The sequence below is a fragment of the Nocardioides sp. cx-173 genome (assembly GCF_021117365.1).
Taxonomy (GTDB): Bacteria; Actinomycetota; Actinomycetes; order Propionibacteriales; family Nocardioidaceae; genus Nocardioides.
Genome location: NZ_CP088262.1, coordinates 2,083,833 through 2,099,604, shown reverse-complemented (window position 1 = coordinate 2,099,604; position 15,772 = coordinate 2,083,833). Strand labels below are relative to the sequence as shown.

The following is a 15,772-nucleotide window of genomic DNA, read 5'->3' as shown; positions in this document are numbered from 1 at the left end:
GGTGACCCAGTCCGGCGAGGACCACGGCCGGCGAGCGGTGTGCGTTGTCGAGAGGGTGCGTCCCCAATTTTGGGGATATCTGCCTCGTTCACCCCCACTCGACCAACGGTGCGGCGATCATCGCCTGTTCAACCGGGGACCCGTGGCCTGGCCCGGCTGGACCCGGTACCCCCGACGAAGGAGACCGACGATGTCCAGACCCCTCAGGGCGCTCACCGCGGCCGGTGTCACGCTGGCCGTGCTCGGCGCGGCCGCCACCGTCCCCGCGTACGCCGACTCACCCCACCGCGGCCACCACGGCCACCACGCCCACCATCAGGGCCACCACTGGCACGGCGGTGGGGGGCACCACTCGAGCAACGACTCGGTCCGCAAGCTCACCAGGGCTGTCTCGGCCAGGGGTGTGCTCCGCCATCTCCAGGCCCTCCAGCGCATCGCCGACGAGGACGGGGACCGCGCCGCCGGACGCCCGGGCTACGAGGCCTCCGTCGGCTACGTGGTCAAGAGGCTTCGGCACGCGGGCTACCGGCCCACGGTGCAGGAGTTCCCCTTCGACTACTTCGAGGAGAACTCCGAGCTGATCCGGGTCAGCCCCGATCCCACCGAGTTCGTCGACGAGCAGGACTTCCTGCGCAACACCTTCGACACCGGCTCGCCCGAGGGCACCGCCACCGGCGCCCTGGCCCCGGTGGGCCTGGTGCTCGACCCGACCGCACCGGTCGGCACCAACTCCAGTGGTTGCGAGGCTGCGGACTTCGCCGGCTTCGTCGCCGGCTCGATCGCGCTGCTCCAGCGAGGCACCTGCGGCTTCAGCGTGAAGGCGCTCAACGCCCAGGCAGCGGGTGCGGCCGGCGTGGTGATCATGAACGAGGGCCAGCCGGGTCGCACCGGGCTGATCAACATGATCGGCGACGCGACCGGACTGACGATCCCCGCGGTCTTCGCGACGTACGACGCGGGGGCGAACCTCGCGGCCACCCCTGGGGCCACGGTGACCGTGACCGTCGAGTACACGACCGAGGAGCGCACCAGCTACAACGTCCTGGCCGAGACCCGCCGGGGCCGCACGGACAACGTCGTGATGGCCGGCGCCCACCTGGACAGCGTCCAGGAGGGTGCGGGCATCAACGACAACGGCTCCGGCAGCGCCGCGCTCCTCGAGGTCGCGCTGAAGATGGCGAAGGTGAGGCCGGCCAACCAGGTCCGGTTCGCCTGGTGGGGCGCGGAGGAGAGCGGCCTGCTCGGCTCCGAGCACTACGTCGCCGAGCTGAGCGAGGAGCAGGCCGAGGCGATCGCGCTCTACCTCAACTTCGACATGGTCGCCTCGCCCAACTACATCTTCGGCGTGTACGACGGCGACAACTCCGGCGGCACCGCACCCGACGGCTTCATCCCCGAGGGATCGGCGCAGATCGAGGACGTCTTCGAGAAGTTCTACGCCCGCCGCGGGGAGCCGTTCCAGGACAGCGAGTTCTCCGGCCGCTCCGACTACGGACCGTTCATCGCGGTCGGGATCCCGGCCGGTGGCCTGTTCACCGGCGCCGAGGTCGTCAAGACCGAAGAGGAGGCCGCGCGGTACGGCGGCGTGGCAGGCGCGGCGTACGACCCGTGCTACCACCAGCCGTGCGACAACCTCACCGGTGAGGGCCAGGACGAGGCGCTCTACGACCAGCTCGACGAGGACTACTGGCTCAAGGGGAACATCAACGTGGGCGCGCTGGATGTGAACTCCGACGCGATCGCCACGGCGGTGCTCACCTTCGCCAAGGACACCTCAACGGTCAACGGCGTGGTGACCCAGCCCGGCCACGGCCACGGCCACCATGGTGGAGGCTGGAAGGGCCACGGCAAGAAGTGGCAGGCCTGGCAGCGTCAGGACCACGACCGGCACTACGTCGGCGGTCTCACGGCCCGCCGGCGGTGAGCCACTGACCGCTCGTCCGCACAGGTGAGGGCGCTCGCTGCTCGATGACCGGGCAGCGAGCGCCGTCGTGCGACCGACGGGTGATGAGGCCGGGCAGGACGTCAGCCGCGCTGCTCCGACGCCCGCGTGGCGGCCAGGCTCCCGAGTAGGGAGAGCGCCTCCGCGTTCCGCGAGCCCGGCTCTGCGTGGTAGACGATCAGCTCCTGGCCGGGAGCGGTGCGGACGTCGAAGGCGTGGATGCCGAGGGCGAGCTCCCCGACCTCGCGATGGCGGAAGCGCTTGCGCTCCAGGCGCTTGGTGCGCGCCTCGTGCCTGTCCCACATCGCCACGAAGTCCTGGCTCTCCCGGCTCAGCAGGGCGACGACCTCGGTGATGCGCGGGTCGTGCGGGCTGCGGCCGTGGAGCACGCGGAAGCCCGCCACGGTGTGGCGCGCGACCCGCTCCCAGTCCACGTAGAAGGTCCGGGCGTCGGGGTCCAGGAACACCTTCATCATCAGGTTCGGCCCCTGCTGGAACCCGTCGAAGAGGGCATAGGCGAGCGGGTTGCCGGCGAGGACGTCGTAGGCGCGGCCGAGCACCAGGGCCGGCGTGTCGGGCCAGAGGCCCAGCAGGCGCAGCAGCTCGGGGTCGACCCGCTCGGGAAGCGGGGGGCGCGGGGTGCCGGGGGTCAGGCCGGCGACCTGGTAGAGATGCTGACGGGCGTCGTCGTCGAGCCGCAGGACCTGACTGAGGGCGTCGAGCACCTGCGCGGAGGGACGCCGCTCTCGCCCCTGCTCGAGGCGGATGTAGTAGTCGACGCTCATCCCGGCCATGGTCGCGACCTCCTCGCGGCGCAGGCCCGGGACCCGGCGTACGCCGTGGACCCGGACGCCCGCGGACTCGGGGGTCACCTGGGCGCGGCGGGCGCGGAGGTACTCCCCCAGCGCGGTGGTCGGCATGCCTCGATCCTAGGTACGAACGTGGCGCCGTGGGTGGGTGCAGCGCTCCCAGGCACGACACGTCCTAGCAGGGGGCCGCGCGAGGGGGCACCGTCGACGACATGACCGACACCTTTGCCTCACCCCGTCCGAAGATCGTCCTTGTCACCGGCGCCAGCAGCGGCATCGGCGCAGCGACCGCCCGCCGGCTCGCTGCCGAGGGCCACGTCGTAGTCGCGACCGCCCGACGTGCCGACCGCCTCGAGGAGCTGGCGCACGACGCGAGCGCGGCCGGGCACCGGATGGAGGCCCGCGCCCTCGACGTCACCGACCGTGCCGCGTTCGCCGACCTGGTGGGGCGCGTCGTCGCCGACCACGGCCGGCTGGACGTCCTCGTCGGCAACGCCGGCGCCATGCTGCTCTCGCGGCTGGACTCGTTCCTCGTGGACGAGTGGGACCGGATGCTCGACGTCAACGTGCGCGGGCTCCTGCACGGCGTGGCGGCGGTGCTGCCCCGCTTCCGCGAGCAGGGCGGCGGCCACGTGGTGACCCTCGCCTCCATCGGCGCCCACCAGGTCTCGGCCACGTCCGCGGTCTACTCGGCGACCAAGTACGCCGCGTGGGCGCTGACCGAGGGGCTGCGCCTCGAGGCCGACCCCGGCATCCGGGTCACCACCATCTCCCCCGGCGTCGTCGAGTCCGAGCTCGCCGACCACATCACTGACCCGCACGCCGCCGAGCTGATGACCACCTACCGAGCCGCCAGCATCTCCCCCGACGCCGTTGCCGGGGCGATCTCGTTCGCGCTCGCGCAACCCGACGACGTCGACGTCAACGAGATCGTCGTCCGCCCCACCCGGCAGCGCTGACAGACCACCGGCGCCCCCGCAGGACCCACCCGGAAATGAACAACGGACCTACGTTTCCGTAGGTCCGTTGTCGCCGATGTCCTGCGACATCACACGGTCGGGCTGACAGTGTTCTGGTTCAGGACATCGGCGACACATGTCTCAAGACATAGGCGACACCTGTCTCGGGTCATTGGCGACAGCTTCAGGAGGCTCGATGCTCGGCCATGTCGCAGCCCACGTCGAAGGCCCGCCTGGTCATCACCGCTCTGTTCGTCGACAACCAGACCCCTGCCGAGGTCGCCGCCCGCTACGGCGTGCATCGCGCCTGGGTCTACAAGCTCAAGGCCCGCTACGAAGCCGAGGGCGACACCGCACTGGAACCCCGCTCCCGGCGCCCCAAGACCTCCCCCAACGCCCTCGCAGCCGAGCTGGTCGACCTGATCGCCCGGATCCGCAAGGAGCTGACCGAGGCCGGCCTGGACGCCGGACCCGAAACCATCGCCTGGCACCTCGAGCACCAGCACGGACACCGGGTGTCCAGGTCGACCATCAGCCGTCACCTCACCGCGGCCGGACTGGTCACCCCCGAGCCCAAGAAGCGACCCAAGTCCTCCTACATCCGCTTCCAGGCCGCGATGCCAAACGAGACCTGGCAGTCCGACTTCACCCACTACCGGCTCACCCGTCCCGACGCCCGCCCCGGCGCGGACGCGGAGATCATCACCTGGCTCGACGACTGCACCCGCTACGCGCTGCACGTGAGCGCACACCCGCGGATCACCACCCCGATCGTGGTCACAACCTTCCGCGAAGCCCTCGCCCGGCACGGGATCCCCGCGTCCACGCTCACTGACAACGGCATGGTCTACACCGTCAGATTCGCCGGAGGACGCGGCGGCCGCAACAGCTTCGAAGACGAGCTACGACGACGTCACGTCGTCCAGAAGAACTCCCGCCCCGGCCACCCCACCACCTGCGGCAAAGCCGAGCGGTTCCAGCAGACGATGAAGAAGTGGCTGCGCGCCCAGCCCGCCCAGCCGACCACGATCGTCGAGCTGCAGGCACTCCTGGACCTCTTCCTCGACCAGTACAACCACCAGCGACCACACCGCTCGCTGCCCCACCGGGCGACCCCGGCGCTCTACGACTCGATGCCCAAAGCCCTGCCGGGTCCGGCCACCGACCCCGAGACCCACGAGCGGGTTCGACACGACCGCGTCGACAAAGCCGGCTCGGTCACGCTGCGCCACAACAGCCGTCTGCACCACATCGGCGTCGGCCGAACCCACGCCGGAACCTGCGTCATCCTGCTCGTCCAGGACCTCCAGATCAGGATCCTCAACGCGGCCACCGGCGAGCTCCTACGAGAACTGATCCTCGACCCGAGCCGCGACTACCAGCCCACCGGAGCACCCAAAGGCCCCACCCGGCGAACCCCGAAATAAACAACACCCGGACCTGCGTTCGCAGGTCCGGGTGTCGCCGATGTCCTGAGACATCACACGGTCGGGCTGACAGTGTTCTGGTTCAGGACATCGGCGACACATGTCTCAAGACATAGGCGACACCTGTCTCGGGTCATTGGCGACAGCTTCAGGAGGCTCGATGCTCGGCCATGTCGCAGCCCACGTCGAAGGCCCGCCTGGTCATCACCGCTCTGTTCGTCGACAACCAGACCCCTGCCGAGGTCGCCGCCCGCTACGGCGTGCATCGCGCCTGGGTCTACAAGCTCAAGGCCCGCTACGAAGCCGAGGGCGACACCGCACTGGAACCCCGCTCCCGGCGCCCCAAGACCTCCCCCAACGCCCTCGCAGCCGAGCTGGTCGACCTGATCGCCCGGATCCGCAAGGAGCTGACCGAGGCCGGCCTGGACGCCGGACCCGAAACCATCGCCTGGCACCTCGAGCACCAGCACGGACACCGGGTGTCCAGGTCGACCATCAGCCGTCACCTCACCGCGGCCGGACTGGTCACCCCCGAGCCCAAGAAGCGACCCAAGTCCTCCTACATCCGCTTCCAGGCCGCGATGCCAAACGAGACCTGGCAGTCCGACTTCACCCACTACCGGCTCACCCGTCCCGACGCCCGCCCCGGCGCGGACGCGGAGATCATCACCTGGCTCGACGACTGCACCCGCTACGCGCTGCACGTGAGCGCACACCCGCGGATCACCACCCCGATCGTGGTCACAACCTTCCGCGAAGCCCTCGCCCGGCACGGGATCCCCGCGTCCACGCTCACTGACAACGGCATGGTCTACACCGTCAGATTCGCCGGAGGACGCGGCGGCCGCAACAGCTTCGAAGACGAGCTACGACGACGTCACGTCGTCCAGAAGAACTCCCGCCCCGGCCACCCCACCACCTGCGGCAAAGCCGAGCGGTTCCAGCAGACGATGAAGAAGTGGCTGCGCGCCCAGCCCGCCCAGCCGACCACGATCGTCGAGCTGCAGGCACTCCTGGACCTCTTCCTCGACCAGTACAACCACCAGCGACCACACCGCTCGCTGCCCCACCGGGCGACCCCGGCAACGCTCTACGACTCGATGCCCAAAGCCCTGCCGGGTCCGGCCACCGACCCCGAGACCCACGAGCGGGTTCGACACGACCGCGTCGACAAAGCCGGCTCGGTCACGCTGCGCCACAACAGCCGTCTGCACCACATCGGCGTCGGCCGAACCCACGCCGGAACCTGCGTCATCCTGCTCGTCCAGGACCTCCAGATCAGGATCCTCAACGCGGCCACCGGCGAGCTCCTACGAGAACTGATCCTCGACCCGAGCCGCGACTACCAGCCCACCGGAGCACCCAAAGGCCCCACCCGGCGAACCCCGAAATAAACAACACCCGGACCTGCGTTCGCAGGTCCGGGTGTCGCCGATGTCCTGAGACATCACACGGTCGGGCTGACAGGATTTGAACCTGCGACCCCTTGACCCCCAGTCAAGTGCGCTACCAAGCTGCGCCACAGCCCGAATCTCCCGGTCGATGCTGCGTTGACCAGGCGCTGGAACACTACAACAGCGCTGCCCTCACGCGGGAATCGGGCTCACCGGACGGCCATGCTGTCGTCGTCGACCTGGAGTGGCGTGGTGTCGACGGCGACGAAGGCGGCGGCGGGGATGGTCTTGAGGTCCTCGATCAGCCGGGTGGGCCAGCGGGCGTGCTGCTCGCCCTGGAAGAACCACGGCGAGCCGTTGTCGGCGAGCACCAGGCCGTAGGTCTTCAGGGCGCGCACGACCCGTCGGGCGTACGGCGAGAGGCCGGCGGGCGACCAGCCGGCGCGCAGCCGGAACCGCGCCCCCATCGGCGGGTAGGCGAGGCTGTCACGCGAGCCCGCGTCGTGGCGTGCCGGCCACAGGTGGTGCCGGCTCGTGACGTCGGTGGTGAACCGGATCGCGTGGTCGATGCGGTCCTCGCGCACCTCGTTCCATCGCAGCAGCCCGGGCAGGATCGGCAGGCCGGCGGCGTCGGCCGACGTCCAGCCTTCCGGGCGCAGGCGGTTGCTGCGCAGCGACCAGACGGCGCCCGAGCCGGCGCTCCAGCGGCCGTCGCGCACGCGGGTGTCGTAGGTCTCGTAGAGCCGGCAGCGGTCGCGGTCGATCACGACGGCGTGCCGGTCGCCCGCCGACCTGCGACCGCCCTCGATGCGGGTGTCCGCGCCGAGCGGGTAGCCCACCTTGTCCGACTCGTCGGCGTAGCCGAACGACACTTTCACCTTGCGGTGCGAGGACTTCACCACGGTGATCGGGATCCCCTGGTCCGGCCCGGTCCTGTACGACGGTCCGAAGTCGGGGTGCAGGTCGGAGGCCGGCGACATGTGCGAGAGCCAGGCCCGGCTGCGCGGGTGCACCCGCAACCGGCTCACGTCGGCGCGCCACCAGCTGTCGGCGGGAAACTCCGAGCAGCGGGTGCCGGCCACCAGCCTGTCTCCCGGCGCCGGCGACGACGTGCGTGTCCCCTGGGCGCCGGCCACCGGCGACAGCAGGGCCAAGGCCACCGCGCCGAGGGTCAGTCCCACCAGCGTGCGCACCGGCCCAGACTAGGGGAGTCGACCCGCCCTGGAAGGGGAAACCGTCGTTCGTGAGAGATCCCTTGGTCACCGCCGGGAGCTAGCGCTTGCGCTTCTCCCGCGGGCGCTGCTGCAGCAGGATCGGGGTGCCGGCGAAGCCGAACTCCTCGCGCAGGCGGCGCTCGATGAACCGCTCGTACGACGCGTCGAGCTTGCCGCTGGTGAAGAGGATGAACATCGGCGGCGCCGTGCTGGCCTGGGTGCCGAAGAGGATCTTGGGCTGCTTGCCGCTGCGCACCGGGTGGGGGTGCTCGGCGACCAGGCGGCCGAGGAACGCGTTGAGCGTGCCGGTGGAGATCCGGGTCTCCCAGCCCTCCAGCGCCTTGTCGATGGCAGGGACGAGGCGGTCGACGTGCCAGCCGGTGCGGGCGGTGATGTTGATCCGCGGCGCCCACTGCACCTGGACGAGGTCGCGCTCGATCTCGCGCTCGAGGTAGTAGCGGCGCTCCTCGTCGACCAGGTCCCACTTGTTGAACGCGATGACCAGGGCGCGGCCGGCCTCGCGGATGGTCTGGATGATCCGGACGTCCTGCTCCGAGAGCGACTCGCCGCCGTCGACGACCAGCACGGCCACCTCGGCGCGGTCGATGGCGGTGGAGGTGCGCAGCGAGGCGTAGTACTCGTGCCCGGAGGCCTCCTTGACCCGCTTGCGGATGCCCGCGGTGTCGATGAAGCGCCACTGGCGTCCGCCCAGCTCGATGAGCTCGTCGACCGGGTCGACCGTCGTGCCGGCGACGTTGTCGACGACCACGCGCTCCTCCCCCGCCAGGCGGTTGAGGAGCGAGGACTTGCCGACGTTGGGCTTGCCGACGATCGCGACGCGGCGCGGTCCGCCGGCCTCGTGCTCGCGCTCGGGCGGCGGCTCCGGGAGGGCGGCCAGGATCGCGTCCAGCATGTCGCCGGACCCGCGCCCGTGCAGCGCCGAGACGGGCCACGGCTCCCCCAGGCCGAGGTTCCACAGTCCGAAGGCCTCGGCCTCGGCCCGCTGGTCGTCCACCTTGTTGGCGGCCAGGACGACCGGCTTGCCGGACTTGCGCAGGATCTTGACGACCGACTCGTCGAGGTCGGTGATGCCGACGGAGGCGTCGACGACGAAGAGGACGGCGTCGGCGAGCGTCACCGCGATCTCGGCCTGGGCGGCGATGCTCTGCGCCAGCCCGCGCGCATCGGGGTCCCAGCCGCCGGTGTCGACGACCGTGAAGGCGCGACCGGCCCAGTTGGCGTCGTACGAGACCCGGTCGCGGGTGACGCCGGGGACGTCCTCGACGACGGCCTCACGGCGGCCGATGATCCGGTTGACCAGGGTCGACTTGCCCACGTTGGGGCGCCCGACCACCGCCAGCACGGGCACGGGCCCGTCGGGGGTGTCGGGGCCCTGGGTGGTCTCGGAGTTGTCGGGGGTCTGGCTCACGTCGTCGTTCCTGTCACGCCACCGGAAGGGTCGGGCTCCTGCTCCCCTGACGGGAGGGGTCCCGGGAGGCTCCGGCCGGTGGTCACCAGCGCCTCTCGAAGGTCGTCGAGCATGCGGTCGCGCAGCTGCAGCGACGCGGTCTCCACGTCGTCGCGACGGCGCGGCCATGCCGTCTGCTCCAGTGTGAAGGGTGCCCCGAAGACCAGCTCAATCCTCGCGCCCCTGCGCGGGAGCGATCCGGTGTGACCGCCGGGCTCGCGGGTGCCGATCAGGATCACCGGCACGACCGGGGCGCCGGTCACCAGGGCGAAGTACGCGGCTCCGCGGTGGAAGCGGTCGAGGTCGCCGGCGCCGCGGTGTCCTTCGGGGAAGATCCCGACCGTGCCGCCGTCGCGCAGCACCCGCAGGCCCTGCCGGACCGCGCCCGGGTCGTAGACGAAGCGGTCGAGGGGGATCTGCCCGGAGTAGCGCAGGAAGCGGCCCAGCCGGCCGCGGAACATCTCGATCTTGGTCAGGGCGTGGACCGGGCGCGGCGCGAAGATCGCCAGCAGCGGTCCGTCGATCACCCCGACGTGGTTGGCCGCGAAGATCACCGGCCCCGAGGCGGGGACGTGCTCCGCGCCGTGCACGCGTACGTCGTAGCGGCGCCGGAGCAGCCAGCGGGCGAGCGGCCGCAGCCCCTGGAGCATCGGCCGTGGCGGGTGGGGCGTGCGGTCGGTGCGGGGCGGCTGGGTGTGCTGGCTCATCCGACGGCCTGCTGGACGAGCTGCACCACCTGGTCGATGACCTCGTCGAGCGAGTGGTAGGTGGTGTCGACGTGGACGGCGCCGTCGGCCATCACCAGCGGGGCGGTGGCGCGCCCGGAGTCGATCCGGTCGCGCTCGGCGAGCACCCTCTCGGTGGCGGCCACGTCGGAGCCGCCCTCCTCGGCGGCGCGGCGCAGGGCGCGCGCATTGGCGTCGGCCGTCAGGTAGAGCTTCACCTCGGCCTGGGGCCAGACCACCGAGCCGATGTCGCGTCCCTCGACCACGATGCCGCCGTCGGCGTCGATGATCTCGCGCTGGAGCTCCAGCAGCCGGGCTCGGACCTCGGGGACCGTGCTCACCGGCGACACCGCGCCGGTGACCCGGTCGGAGCGGATCTCGACGGCCACGTCGACGCCGTCGACCTCGATGGTGGGGGCCAGCGGGTCGGTGCCGGAGACGATCGTGGGCTCACCGGCGCGCGCGGCGACGGCGTCGGCGTCATGGATGTCCACGCCCTCGCGCAGCATCCACCAGGTCATGGCACGGAACTGGGCCCCGGTGTCCAGGTAGCGCAGCCCGAGCCGATCGGCGACGCCTCGGCAGGTGCTCGACTTCCCCGAGCCCGAGGTGCCGTCCACGGCCACCACGGGCCCCCCGGTGCTGCTCTCCACGGGAGGTGACCCTACCGGTGAGTCACCCAACCCCGTGATTCGAGAGAGTCCAGCAGGTGCTCGGCGCGATCCTCGTCGACGATCAGCTCCACCAGGCCCACGGGACGACCCGGGTCGTGGTCGATCCGCACGTCCTCGATGTTGACGCCGCTCTCCCCCGCGTCGGCGAACAGCCGCGCGAGCTCGCCGGGGTGGTCGGGGACGGCCACGAACACCGCTCCGGTCGGACGCGGCGTGCCGCCGTGCTTGCCCGGGATCGCGCGGGTCCCGCGGACGCCCTCGCCGAGGACCCGCTCGACGCCGGCGCGGTCCCCCGCGGCCAGGGCCTCGATGACCGCGTCGAGACGGGCGCGGACCCCCGTCAGGAGGGCACCCACGGCCGCCGCGTTGGCAGCCACGATCTGCCCGTAGAGGGCGGGGTCGCCCGCGGCGACCCGGGTGACGTCGCGCACGCCCTGGCCGGAGAGCGCCAGGTGGCCGGCCGGGGCGCCGGCCAGCGCCCCCGCGGCCAGGGACGCCATGAGGTGCGGGACGTGCGAGGTGCGGGCGACGGCCTTGTCGTGCTCCTCCGGGGTCAGCCGGACCGGCACCGCCCCGCACAGCGCCGCGAGCTCCTCGACCAGCCCCACCGCGGCGGGGTCGGACTCCGGGTGGGGTGTGACGGCCCAGGGCCGGCCGTCGAAGAGCGCCGCACTGGCCGCCAGGGGGCCGGAGCGCTCACTGCCGGCCATCGGGTGCCCGCCGACGTACCGCGCGATGCCGGGCACGCCGGCCAGCGCCGCCAGGGGGGCGGCCTTGACGCTGCCGACGTCGGTCACCACCGCGTCGCCCGCGAGCGCCCGCCCGATCTCCTGCGCCAGGTGGTCCGGCGGCACCGCGACCACGACCAGCTGGGGCCGGTCCCCGGGGGCGCTGGCACGACCGGCGCCGAGGCCGGAGGCGGTGCGCAGGTGGTCGTCGGAGGGGTCGGTCAGCAGCACCTCGAGCCCGGCCCGGCGGCAGGCCAGTGCGATGGAGGTGCCGATGAGGCCGGCGCCGACGATCTCGACCGGACCGACGAGCGTGTCACTCATGCCGGTCACTCATGCCGGCCGCTCGTCGCAGTCACTCATCGGGGACCGACCGCACGCGGCTCAGGTCGGTGCGCAGCGCGGCGGCGCCGTGCAGGTAGACGTGGGTGATGTCGGCGCGCGGCAGGTCGGTCTCGATGTGCGCCATCATGCGCACCACCCGCGGCATGGAGCCCGCGATCTCGAGCTCCCGCGCGCAGATCAGCGGCACCTCGCCGAACCCGAGCTGGCGGGCGGCGTACGCCGGAAACTCCGAGACCACGTCCGAGGTGGCGGTGAAGATCACGGAGATGAAGTCGTCGACCTCCAGGCCGTTGGACGTCATCACGTCCGTGACCATCTCCGAGACCCGCTCGAGCAGGTGCTCGCGCTGGTCGACATCGAGTTGGGTGGCGCCGCGGACGGCTCTGACTGGCACCCCACGATGCTATCGGGGCTGGTAGCTCCCGAATGACCAGTGGTTGCCCTCTGGATCGATCACGCTGCCGCCGCGACCGCCGTAGTCCTGGTCGACCATGGGCCTCAGCACCCTCGCTCCGGCAGCGACGGCCCGCTCGAACAGGTCGTCGGGGTCGTCGGTGACCAGGTACGCCGCGGAGCCGCCAGCGTTGTCGACGGCGGCGTCGGGGCGCTCGGAGCCGAACATCACGCCGCCTCCGGCCCACACCCACTCGGCGTGCACCACCACCGAGGGGTCGTGCTCGTCGCGGTAGGTCGCGTGCTCGGTGAAGCCGAGGGCGCCGAGCCAGCGCATCATCGCGTCCGCGTCGCGGAAGCTCATGCTCTGCCAGTGCCGGATGTCTGCTGCTCTGCTGGTCGTCGAGGTCATGCCCCACCCTCACCCGACGGGTACGCCGCCGGCTTGGACGTCTGGGAACTCCTCGCGCAGCCACGTGGTCGGGGCACAGCCCGCCAGCTCGCGCCACTCGCGGGCCAGGTGGGCCTGGTCGGCGTACCCGCACCTGGCCGCGACCTCGGCGAGCGTGCCGCCGCGCCGCGCCGCGGCCAGCACCTGGTCGCGGCTGGCCTCGAAGCGGGCGACGCGCTGGTACTCCTTGGGGCCGAGCCCGGTCTCGGCGACCACGAGGTTGCGCAGGTGGCGCCGGCTGTAGCCGACCTCCTCGGCCACGTCGGCGACCGCGGCACCTCGGGCCAGCCGGGCGAGCGCGCGCCCCACCTCGGCCCGCGCCGCGGGAGCTCCCCCGGCTGCGAGGGCGGTGGTGAGCGCCTGGTGCAGGGTGGCGACGCGCTCGCTCCAGGTCCGCGACTGATGCAGCTGCTCGGGCAGGTGCCGCAGACCGGGGACCAGGTCGTCCAGGGTCAGCAGCTGCCCCGCGATCGCCGCGGCCGGCAGCCCGAGCAGCGCCCGTGCGCCCGCGGTCGTGAGCGCCAGGAAGAACCCCTCCTGGTGACCGTCGTGGCGGATCTCGGCGGGCGCCGCGTGCAGCCCGGCCACGCTGGACCAGACCGCGCGCCTCGACCCGGGATCTCCGCTCCACGCCACGTCCAGCGGCGCCCCGATCGGCAGCACGAACGTCAGCGAGGTCCCCGGCAGCCCGCGGTGGACACCCGGTGGCCCGACCACGTCGTAGGCGCTCAGCCAGGCGACGTACGGCCGCAGCGCGGCGGGGACGGGTGCCGGGGCGTCCATGGCGTCACGCTACGCCGCTGGCGCCCCGAGTGGATGGATACCCGGTCAGCCGGGTATCCATCCCTTACGCCGCACTGCGCGCGCGTGTCGGTCGCTTGTCAGGGGTTGCAACCCCTGACAAGCGACGGGATACCCGGTCAGCCGGGTATCCATCCACTGCCTACAGCTGCGCCCCGTCCAACAGCTCACCGAGCTCGTCGAGCGTGAGCTCGCGCAGGTGGCCGGGCTTGAGGGTGCCGAGCGAGACCGGGCCGATGGCGGTGCGGGTGAGCTTGCGGACCGGGTGGCCGACCTCGTCGAGCAGCCGACGCACGATCCGGTTGCGGCCCTCGTGGATGACCAGCTCGACGATCGACTTATCCGGCGCCGCCGCCACGACCCGCGCCGACGACACCGTCACCGGGCCGTCCTCGAGCGTCACCCCGCTCAGCAGCCGGGCGACGGTCGCCTTGCCGACCTCACCGCTCACCTCGGCGACATAGGTCTTGTCCACCTCGTACGACGGGTGGGCCATGCGCTGGGCGAAGTCGCCATCGTTGGTGAGCAGCAGCAGCCCCGACGTGTCGGTGTCGAGGCGGCCGACGTGGAAGAGCCGCTCGGAGCGGTGCTCGACCAGGTCGGAGATGGTGCGCCGGCCCTCGGGGTCCGACATCGTCGACACCACGCCCGTGGGCTTGTTGAGCACCAGGTAGACCAGGTCCGACACCGGCGGCAGCCGCTTTCCCGAGACCCGGATGACCGCGGTGCGCGGGTCGACCTTGGTGCCGAGCCGGGTGACCACCTCGCCGTCCACCTCGACCTCCCCGTCGAGCATCAGCTCCTCGCACTTGCGGCGCGACGCCACCCCCGACTGCGCCAGCAGCTTCTGCAGCCGGATCAGGCCGTCCTCGTCGGTCGCGACCTCGCGGCTCACGGCTGCCGCTCCGGCTGGGGCTCCGGCTGGGGCACCGGCTCGGCACCGCCGGCGGGTCCCTCGTGCACGCTCTCGGAGGCCGCCATCTCGGCCAGCTCGTCCTCGAGGTCGTCCAGGTCGGGCAGGTAGGGCGCGAGCTCGGGCAGGTCCTCGACGGACGTCACCCCGATCCGCTCCAGGAAGTAGCTGGTCGTGCGGAAGAGGTTGGCACCGGTCTCACCGTCCTGGCCGGCCTCCTCGACCAGGCCGCGCGAGAGCAGGGTGCGCATGACGCCGTCGACGTTGACGCCGCGGATCGCGGAGATCCGCGCGCGCGAGACCGGCTGCTTGTAGGCGACCACGGCGAGCGTCTCCAACGCCGCCTGGGTGAGCCGGCCGCGCTGGCCCTCCAGGACGAACGCCTCGACGACCGGGGCGTACTCGGCGCGCGAGTAGAAGCGCCAGCCGCCCGCGACGTTGCGCAGCTCGAAGCCGCGTCCCTGCGCGGTGTACTCCTCGGCCAGCTCGCGCAGCGCCGCGGAGACCTCCTCGGCGGGGTAGCCGACGGTGGAGGCCAGGCTCACGTCGTCGAGGGGCAGGTCGGAGACCATGAGCACCGCCTCGAGGGCGGGGCGCAGCTCCGCCAGCGGTACGGCGAGCAGCTCGCCGCCGTCGTCGGTGGGCGCCTCGGGGCGGGTGTCGCTCATGGGGTCTCCTCGTCAGCGGGGGCGCTCGCCTGCGGCTCGGGCGGCGCCCCGTCGAACTCGTCGGTGATCTCGATCTCGTCCTCGTCGGCGCCGGTCCACCGGATGGTGAGCTCGCCCAGCGCGGTCACCTGCTCGAAGGACACCGCCCCCTCGCGGAACAGCTCGAGCAGCGAGAGGAAACGCGCCACGGTCGTGAGCCGGTCGGGCGAGTCGCCGCACAGCGCGCGGAAGGTCATGGTGCCGGTACGGCGCAGCCGGTCCACCACCAGGGCGGCCTGCTCGCGCACGCTGACCTTGTTGGCGTGGATGTGCTGCAGCGACACCTCCAGCACCTGCTTGGGCGCCAGCGCCTTGGCCGCCAGCTCGGCGAACTGCTCCAGGCCGAGCCCGATCAGCACCTCCGGCAGCAGGTTGGCATAGCGCTCCTCGAGGCCCACCGCGCGCGGGTAGCGGCGCGACTCCTCGGCGAGGCGCACGTCCAGGAACGCGGCGACCTGCTTGAAGGCCTTGTACTGCATGAGCCGGGCGAAGAGCAGGTCGCGCGCCTCCAGCAGCGCCAGGTCCTCCTCGTCCTCGACGTCGCCCTGCGGCAGCAGCCGGGCCGCCTTGAGGTCGAGCAGCGTCGAGGCGACCAGCAGGAAGGAGGTGGTCTGCTCCAGGTCCCAGACCGGTCCCCCGGCCTTGACGTGGGCGATGAACTCGTCGGTCACCCGCGAGAGCGCGACCTCGGTGATGTCGAGCTTGTGCTTGGAGATCAGGCTCAGCAGGAGGTCGAAGGGGCCCTCGAAGTTGTCCAGCCGGAGCTCGAATCCCGGCGTGGCCTCACCCGTCTCGCCGGGAGCGGCGAGCGCGGTCATCGGG

16 protein-coding genes and 1 tRNA gene are annotated in these 15,772 nt (G+C 71.8%); 4 read left to right on the top strand and 13 right to left on the bottom strand.

All coding sequences use genetic code 11. From position 1 onward, the window contains the following. The first annotated feature begins 190 nt into the window (after positions 1 to 190). Positions 191 to 1,924, top strand: coding sequence for a M28 family metallopeptidase (locus tag LQ940_RS10180; RefSeq protein ID WP_231244488.1), 1,734 nt, complete (start codon positions 191 to 193; stop codon positions 1,922 to 1,924). 101 nt (positions 1,925 to 2,025) lie between these two features. Here LQ940_RS10180 and LQ940_RS10175 read toward each other — a convergent pair whose 3' ends face one another. Continuing rightward, positions 2,026 to 2,862 (bottom strand): helix-turn-helix transcriptional regulator, encoded by an 837-nt coding sequence (locus tag LQ940_RS10175; protein ID WP_231244487.1) that lies wholly within the window; start codon positions 2,860 to 2,862, stop codon positions 2,026 to 2,028. A 101-nt stretch (positions 2,863 to 2,963) separates the two neighbouring features. Here LQ940_RS10175 and LQ940_RS10170 point away from each other — a divergent pair, with 101 nt between their 5' ends. From LQ940_RS10170 to LQ940_RS10160, 3 genes are all read left to right on the top strand, one after another. Further along, positions 2,964 to 3,710 carry an SDR family oxidoreductase gene (locus tag LQ940_RS10170; RefSeq protein WP_231244486.1) on the top strand — a complete coding sequence of 249 codons (747 nt, stop codon included), beginning with the start codon at positions 2,964 to 2,966 and terminating at the stop codon, positions 3,708 to 3,710. A 206-nt stretch (positions 3,711 to 3,916) separates the two neighbouring features. Further along, a complete protein-coding gene (locus LQ940_RS10165; protein WP_231365089.1) occupies positions 3,917 to 5,137 on the top strand; it encodes an IS481 family transposase in 1,221 nt (406 codons plus the stop codon). Between the two features lie 170 nt (positions 5,138 to 5,307). Beyond that, complete coding sequence (locus tag LQ940_RS10160; protein WP_231245226.1) at positions 5,308 to 6,531, top strand: IS481 family transposase; 1,224 nt, start codon at positions 5,308 to 5,310, stop codon at positions 6,529 to 6,531. A gap of 61 nt (positions 6,532 to 6,592) precedes the next feature. Here the strand turns inward: LQ940_RS10160 and LQ940_RS10155 are convergent. From LQ940_RS10155 to LQ940_RS10100, 12 genes are all read right to left on the bottom strand, one after another. Further along, a tRNA-Pro gene (locus LQ940_RS10155) sits at positions 6,593 to 6,666 on the bottom strand. 74 nt (positions 6,667 to 6,740) lie between these two features. Continuing rightward, positions 6,741 to 7,724, bottom strand: a complete 984-nt coding sequence (locus LQ940_RS10150; RefSeq protein ID WP_231245137.1) for a hypothetical protein — start codon at positions 7,722 to 7,724, stop codon at positions 6,741 to 6,743. Between the two features lie 79 nt (positions 7,725 to 7,803). Beyond that, a complete protein-coding gene (gene der / locus LQ940_RS10145) occupies positions 7,804 to 9,174 on the bottom strand; it encodes a ribosome biogenesis GTPase Der (RefSeq protein ID WP_231245136.1) in 1,371 nt (456 codons plus the stop codon). Further along, positions 9,171 to 9,920 (bottom strand): lysophospholipid acyltransferase family protein, encoded by a 750-nt coding sequence (locus LQ940_RS10140; protein ID WP_231245135.1) that lies wholly within the window; start codon positions 9,918 to 9,920, stop codon positions 9,171 to 9,173. Before LQ940_RS10140 ends, der begins: the two co-directional genes overlap by 4 nt. After that, the gene (cmk, locus tag LQ940_RS10135) at positions 9,917 to 10,591 is read right to left on the bottom strand and encodes a (d)CMP kinase (RefSeq protein WP_231245134.1); all 675 of its coding nucleotides are present in this window, start codon (positions 10,589 to 10,591) and stop codon (positions 9,917 to 9,919) included. The genes LQ940_RS10140 and cmk overlap by 4 nt, the downstream gene beginning before the upstream one ends. 11 nt (positions 10,592 to 10,602) lie before the next feature. Then, positions 10,603 to 11,664, bottom strand: a complete 1,062-nt coding sequence (locus LQ940_RS10130) for a prephenate dehydrogenase (RefSeq protein WP_231245133.1) — start codon at positions 11,662 to 11,664, stop codon at positions 10,603 to 10,605. Positions 11,665 to 11,695: 31 nt separating this feature from the next. Further along, complete coding sequence (aroH, locus tag LQ940_RS10125) at positions 11,696 to 12,079, bottom strand: chorismate mutase (RefSeq protein ID WP_231245132.1); 384 nt, start codon at positions 12,077 to 12,079, stop codon at positions 11,696 to 11,698. A 9-nt stretch (positions 12,080 to 12,088) separates the two neighbouring features. Beyond that, a complete protein-coding gene (locus LQ940_RS10120) occupies positions 12,089 to 12,490 on the bottom strand; it encodes a VOC family protein (RefSeq protein ID WP_231245131.1) in 402 nt (133 codons plus the stop codon). Between the two features lie 9 nt (positions 12,491 to 12,499). After that, complete coding sequence (locus tag LQ940_RS10115; protein WP_231245130.1) at positions 12,500 to 13,312, bottom strand: helix-turn-helix domain-containing protein; 813 nt, start codon at positions 13,310 to 13,312, stop codon at positions 12,500 to 12,502. Between the two features lie 160 nt (positions 13,313 to 13,472). Next, the gene (locus LQ940_RS10110; protein WP_231245128.1) at positions 13,473 to 14,225 is read right to left on the bottom strand and encodes a pseudouridine synthase; all 753 of its coding nucleotides are present in this window, start codon (positions 14,223 to 14,225) and stop codon (positions 13,473 to 13,475) included. Next, complete coding sequence (scpB, locus tag LQ940_RS10105; protein WP_231245127.1) at positions 14,222 to 14,911, bottom strand: SMC-Scp complex subunit ScpB; 690 nt, start codon at positions 14,909 to 14,911, stop codon at positions 14,222 to 14,224. The genes LQ940_RS10110 and scpB overlap by 4 nt, the downstream gene beginning before the upstream one ends. Next, on the bottom strand, positions 14,908 to 15,768 hold the full coding sequence (locus LQ940_RS10100) for a segregation and condensation protein A (protein WP_231245126.1): 861 nt from the start codon (positions 15,766 to 15,768) through the stop codon (positions 14,908 to 14,910). The genes scpB and LQ940_RS10100 overlap by 4 nt, the downstream gene beginning before the upstream one ends. Positions 15,769 to 15,772: the final 4 nt, after the last annotated feature.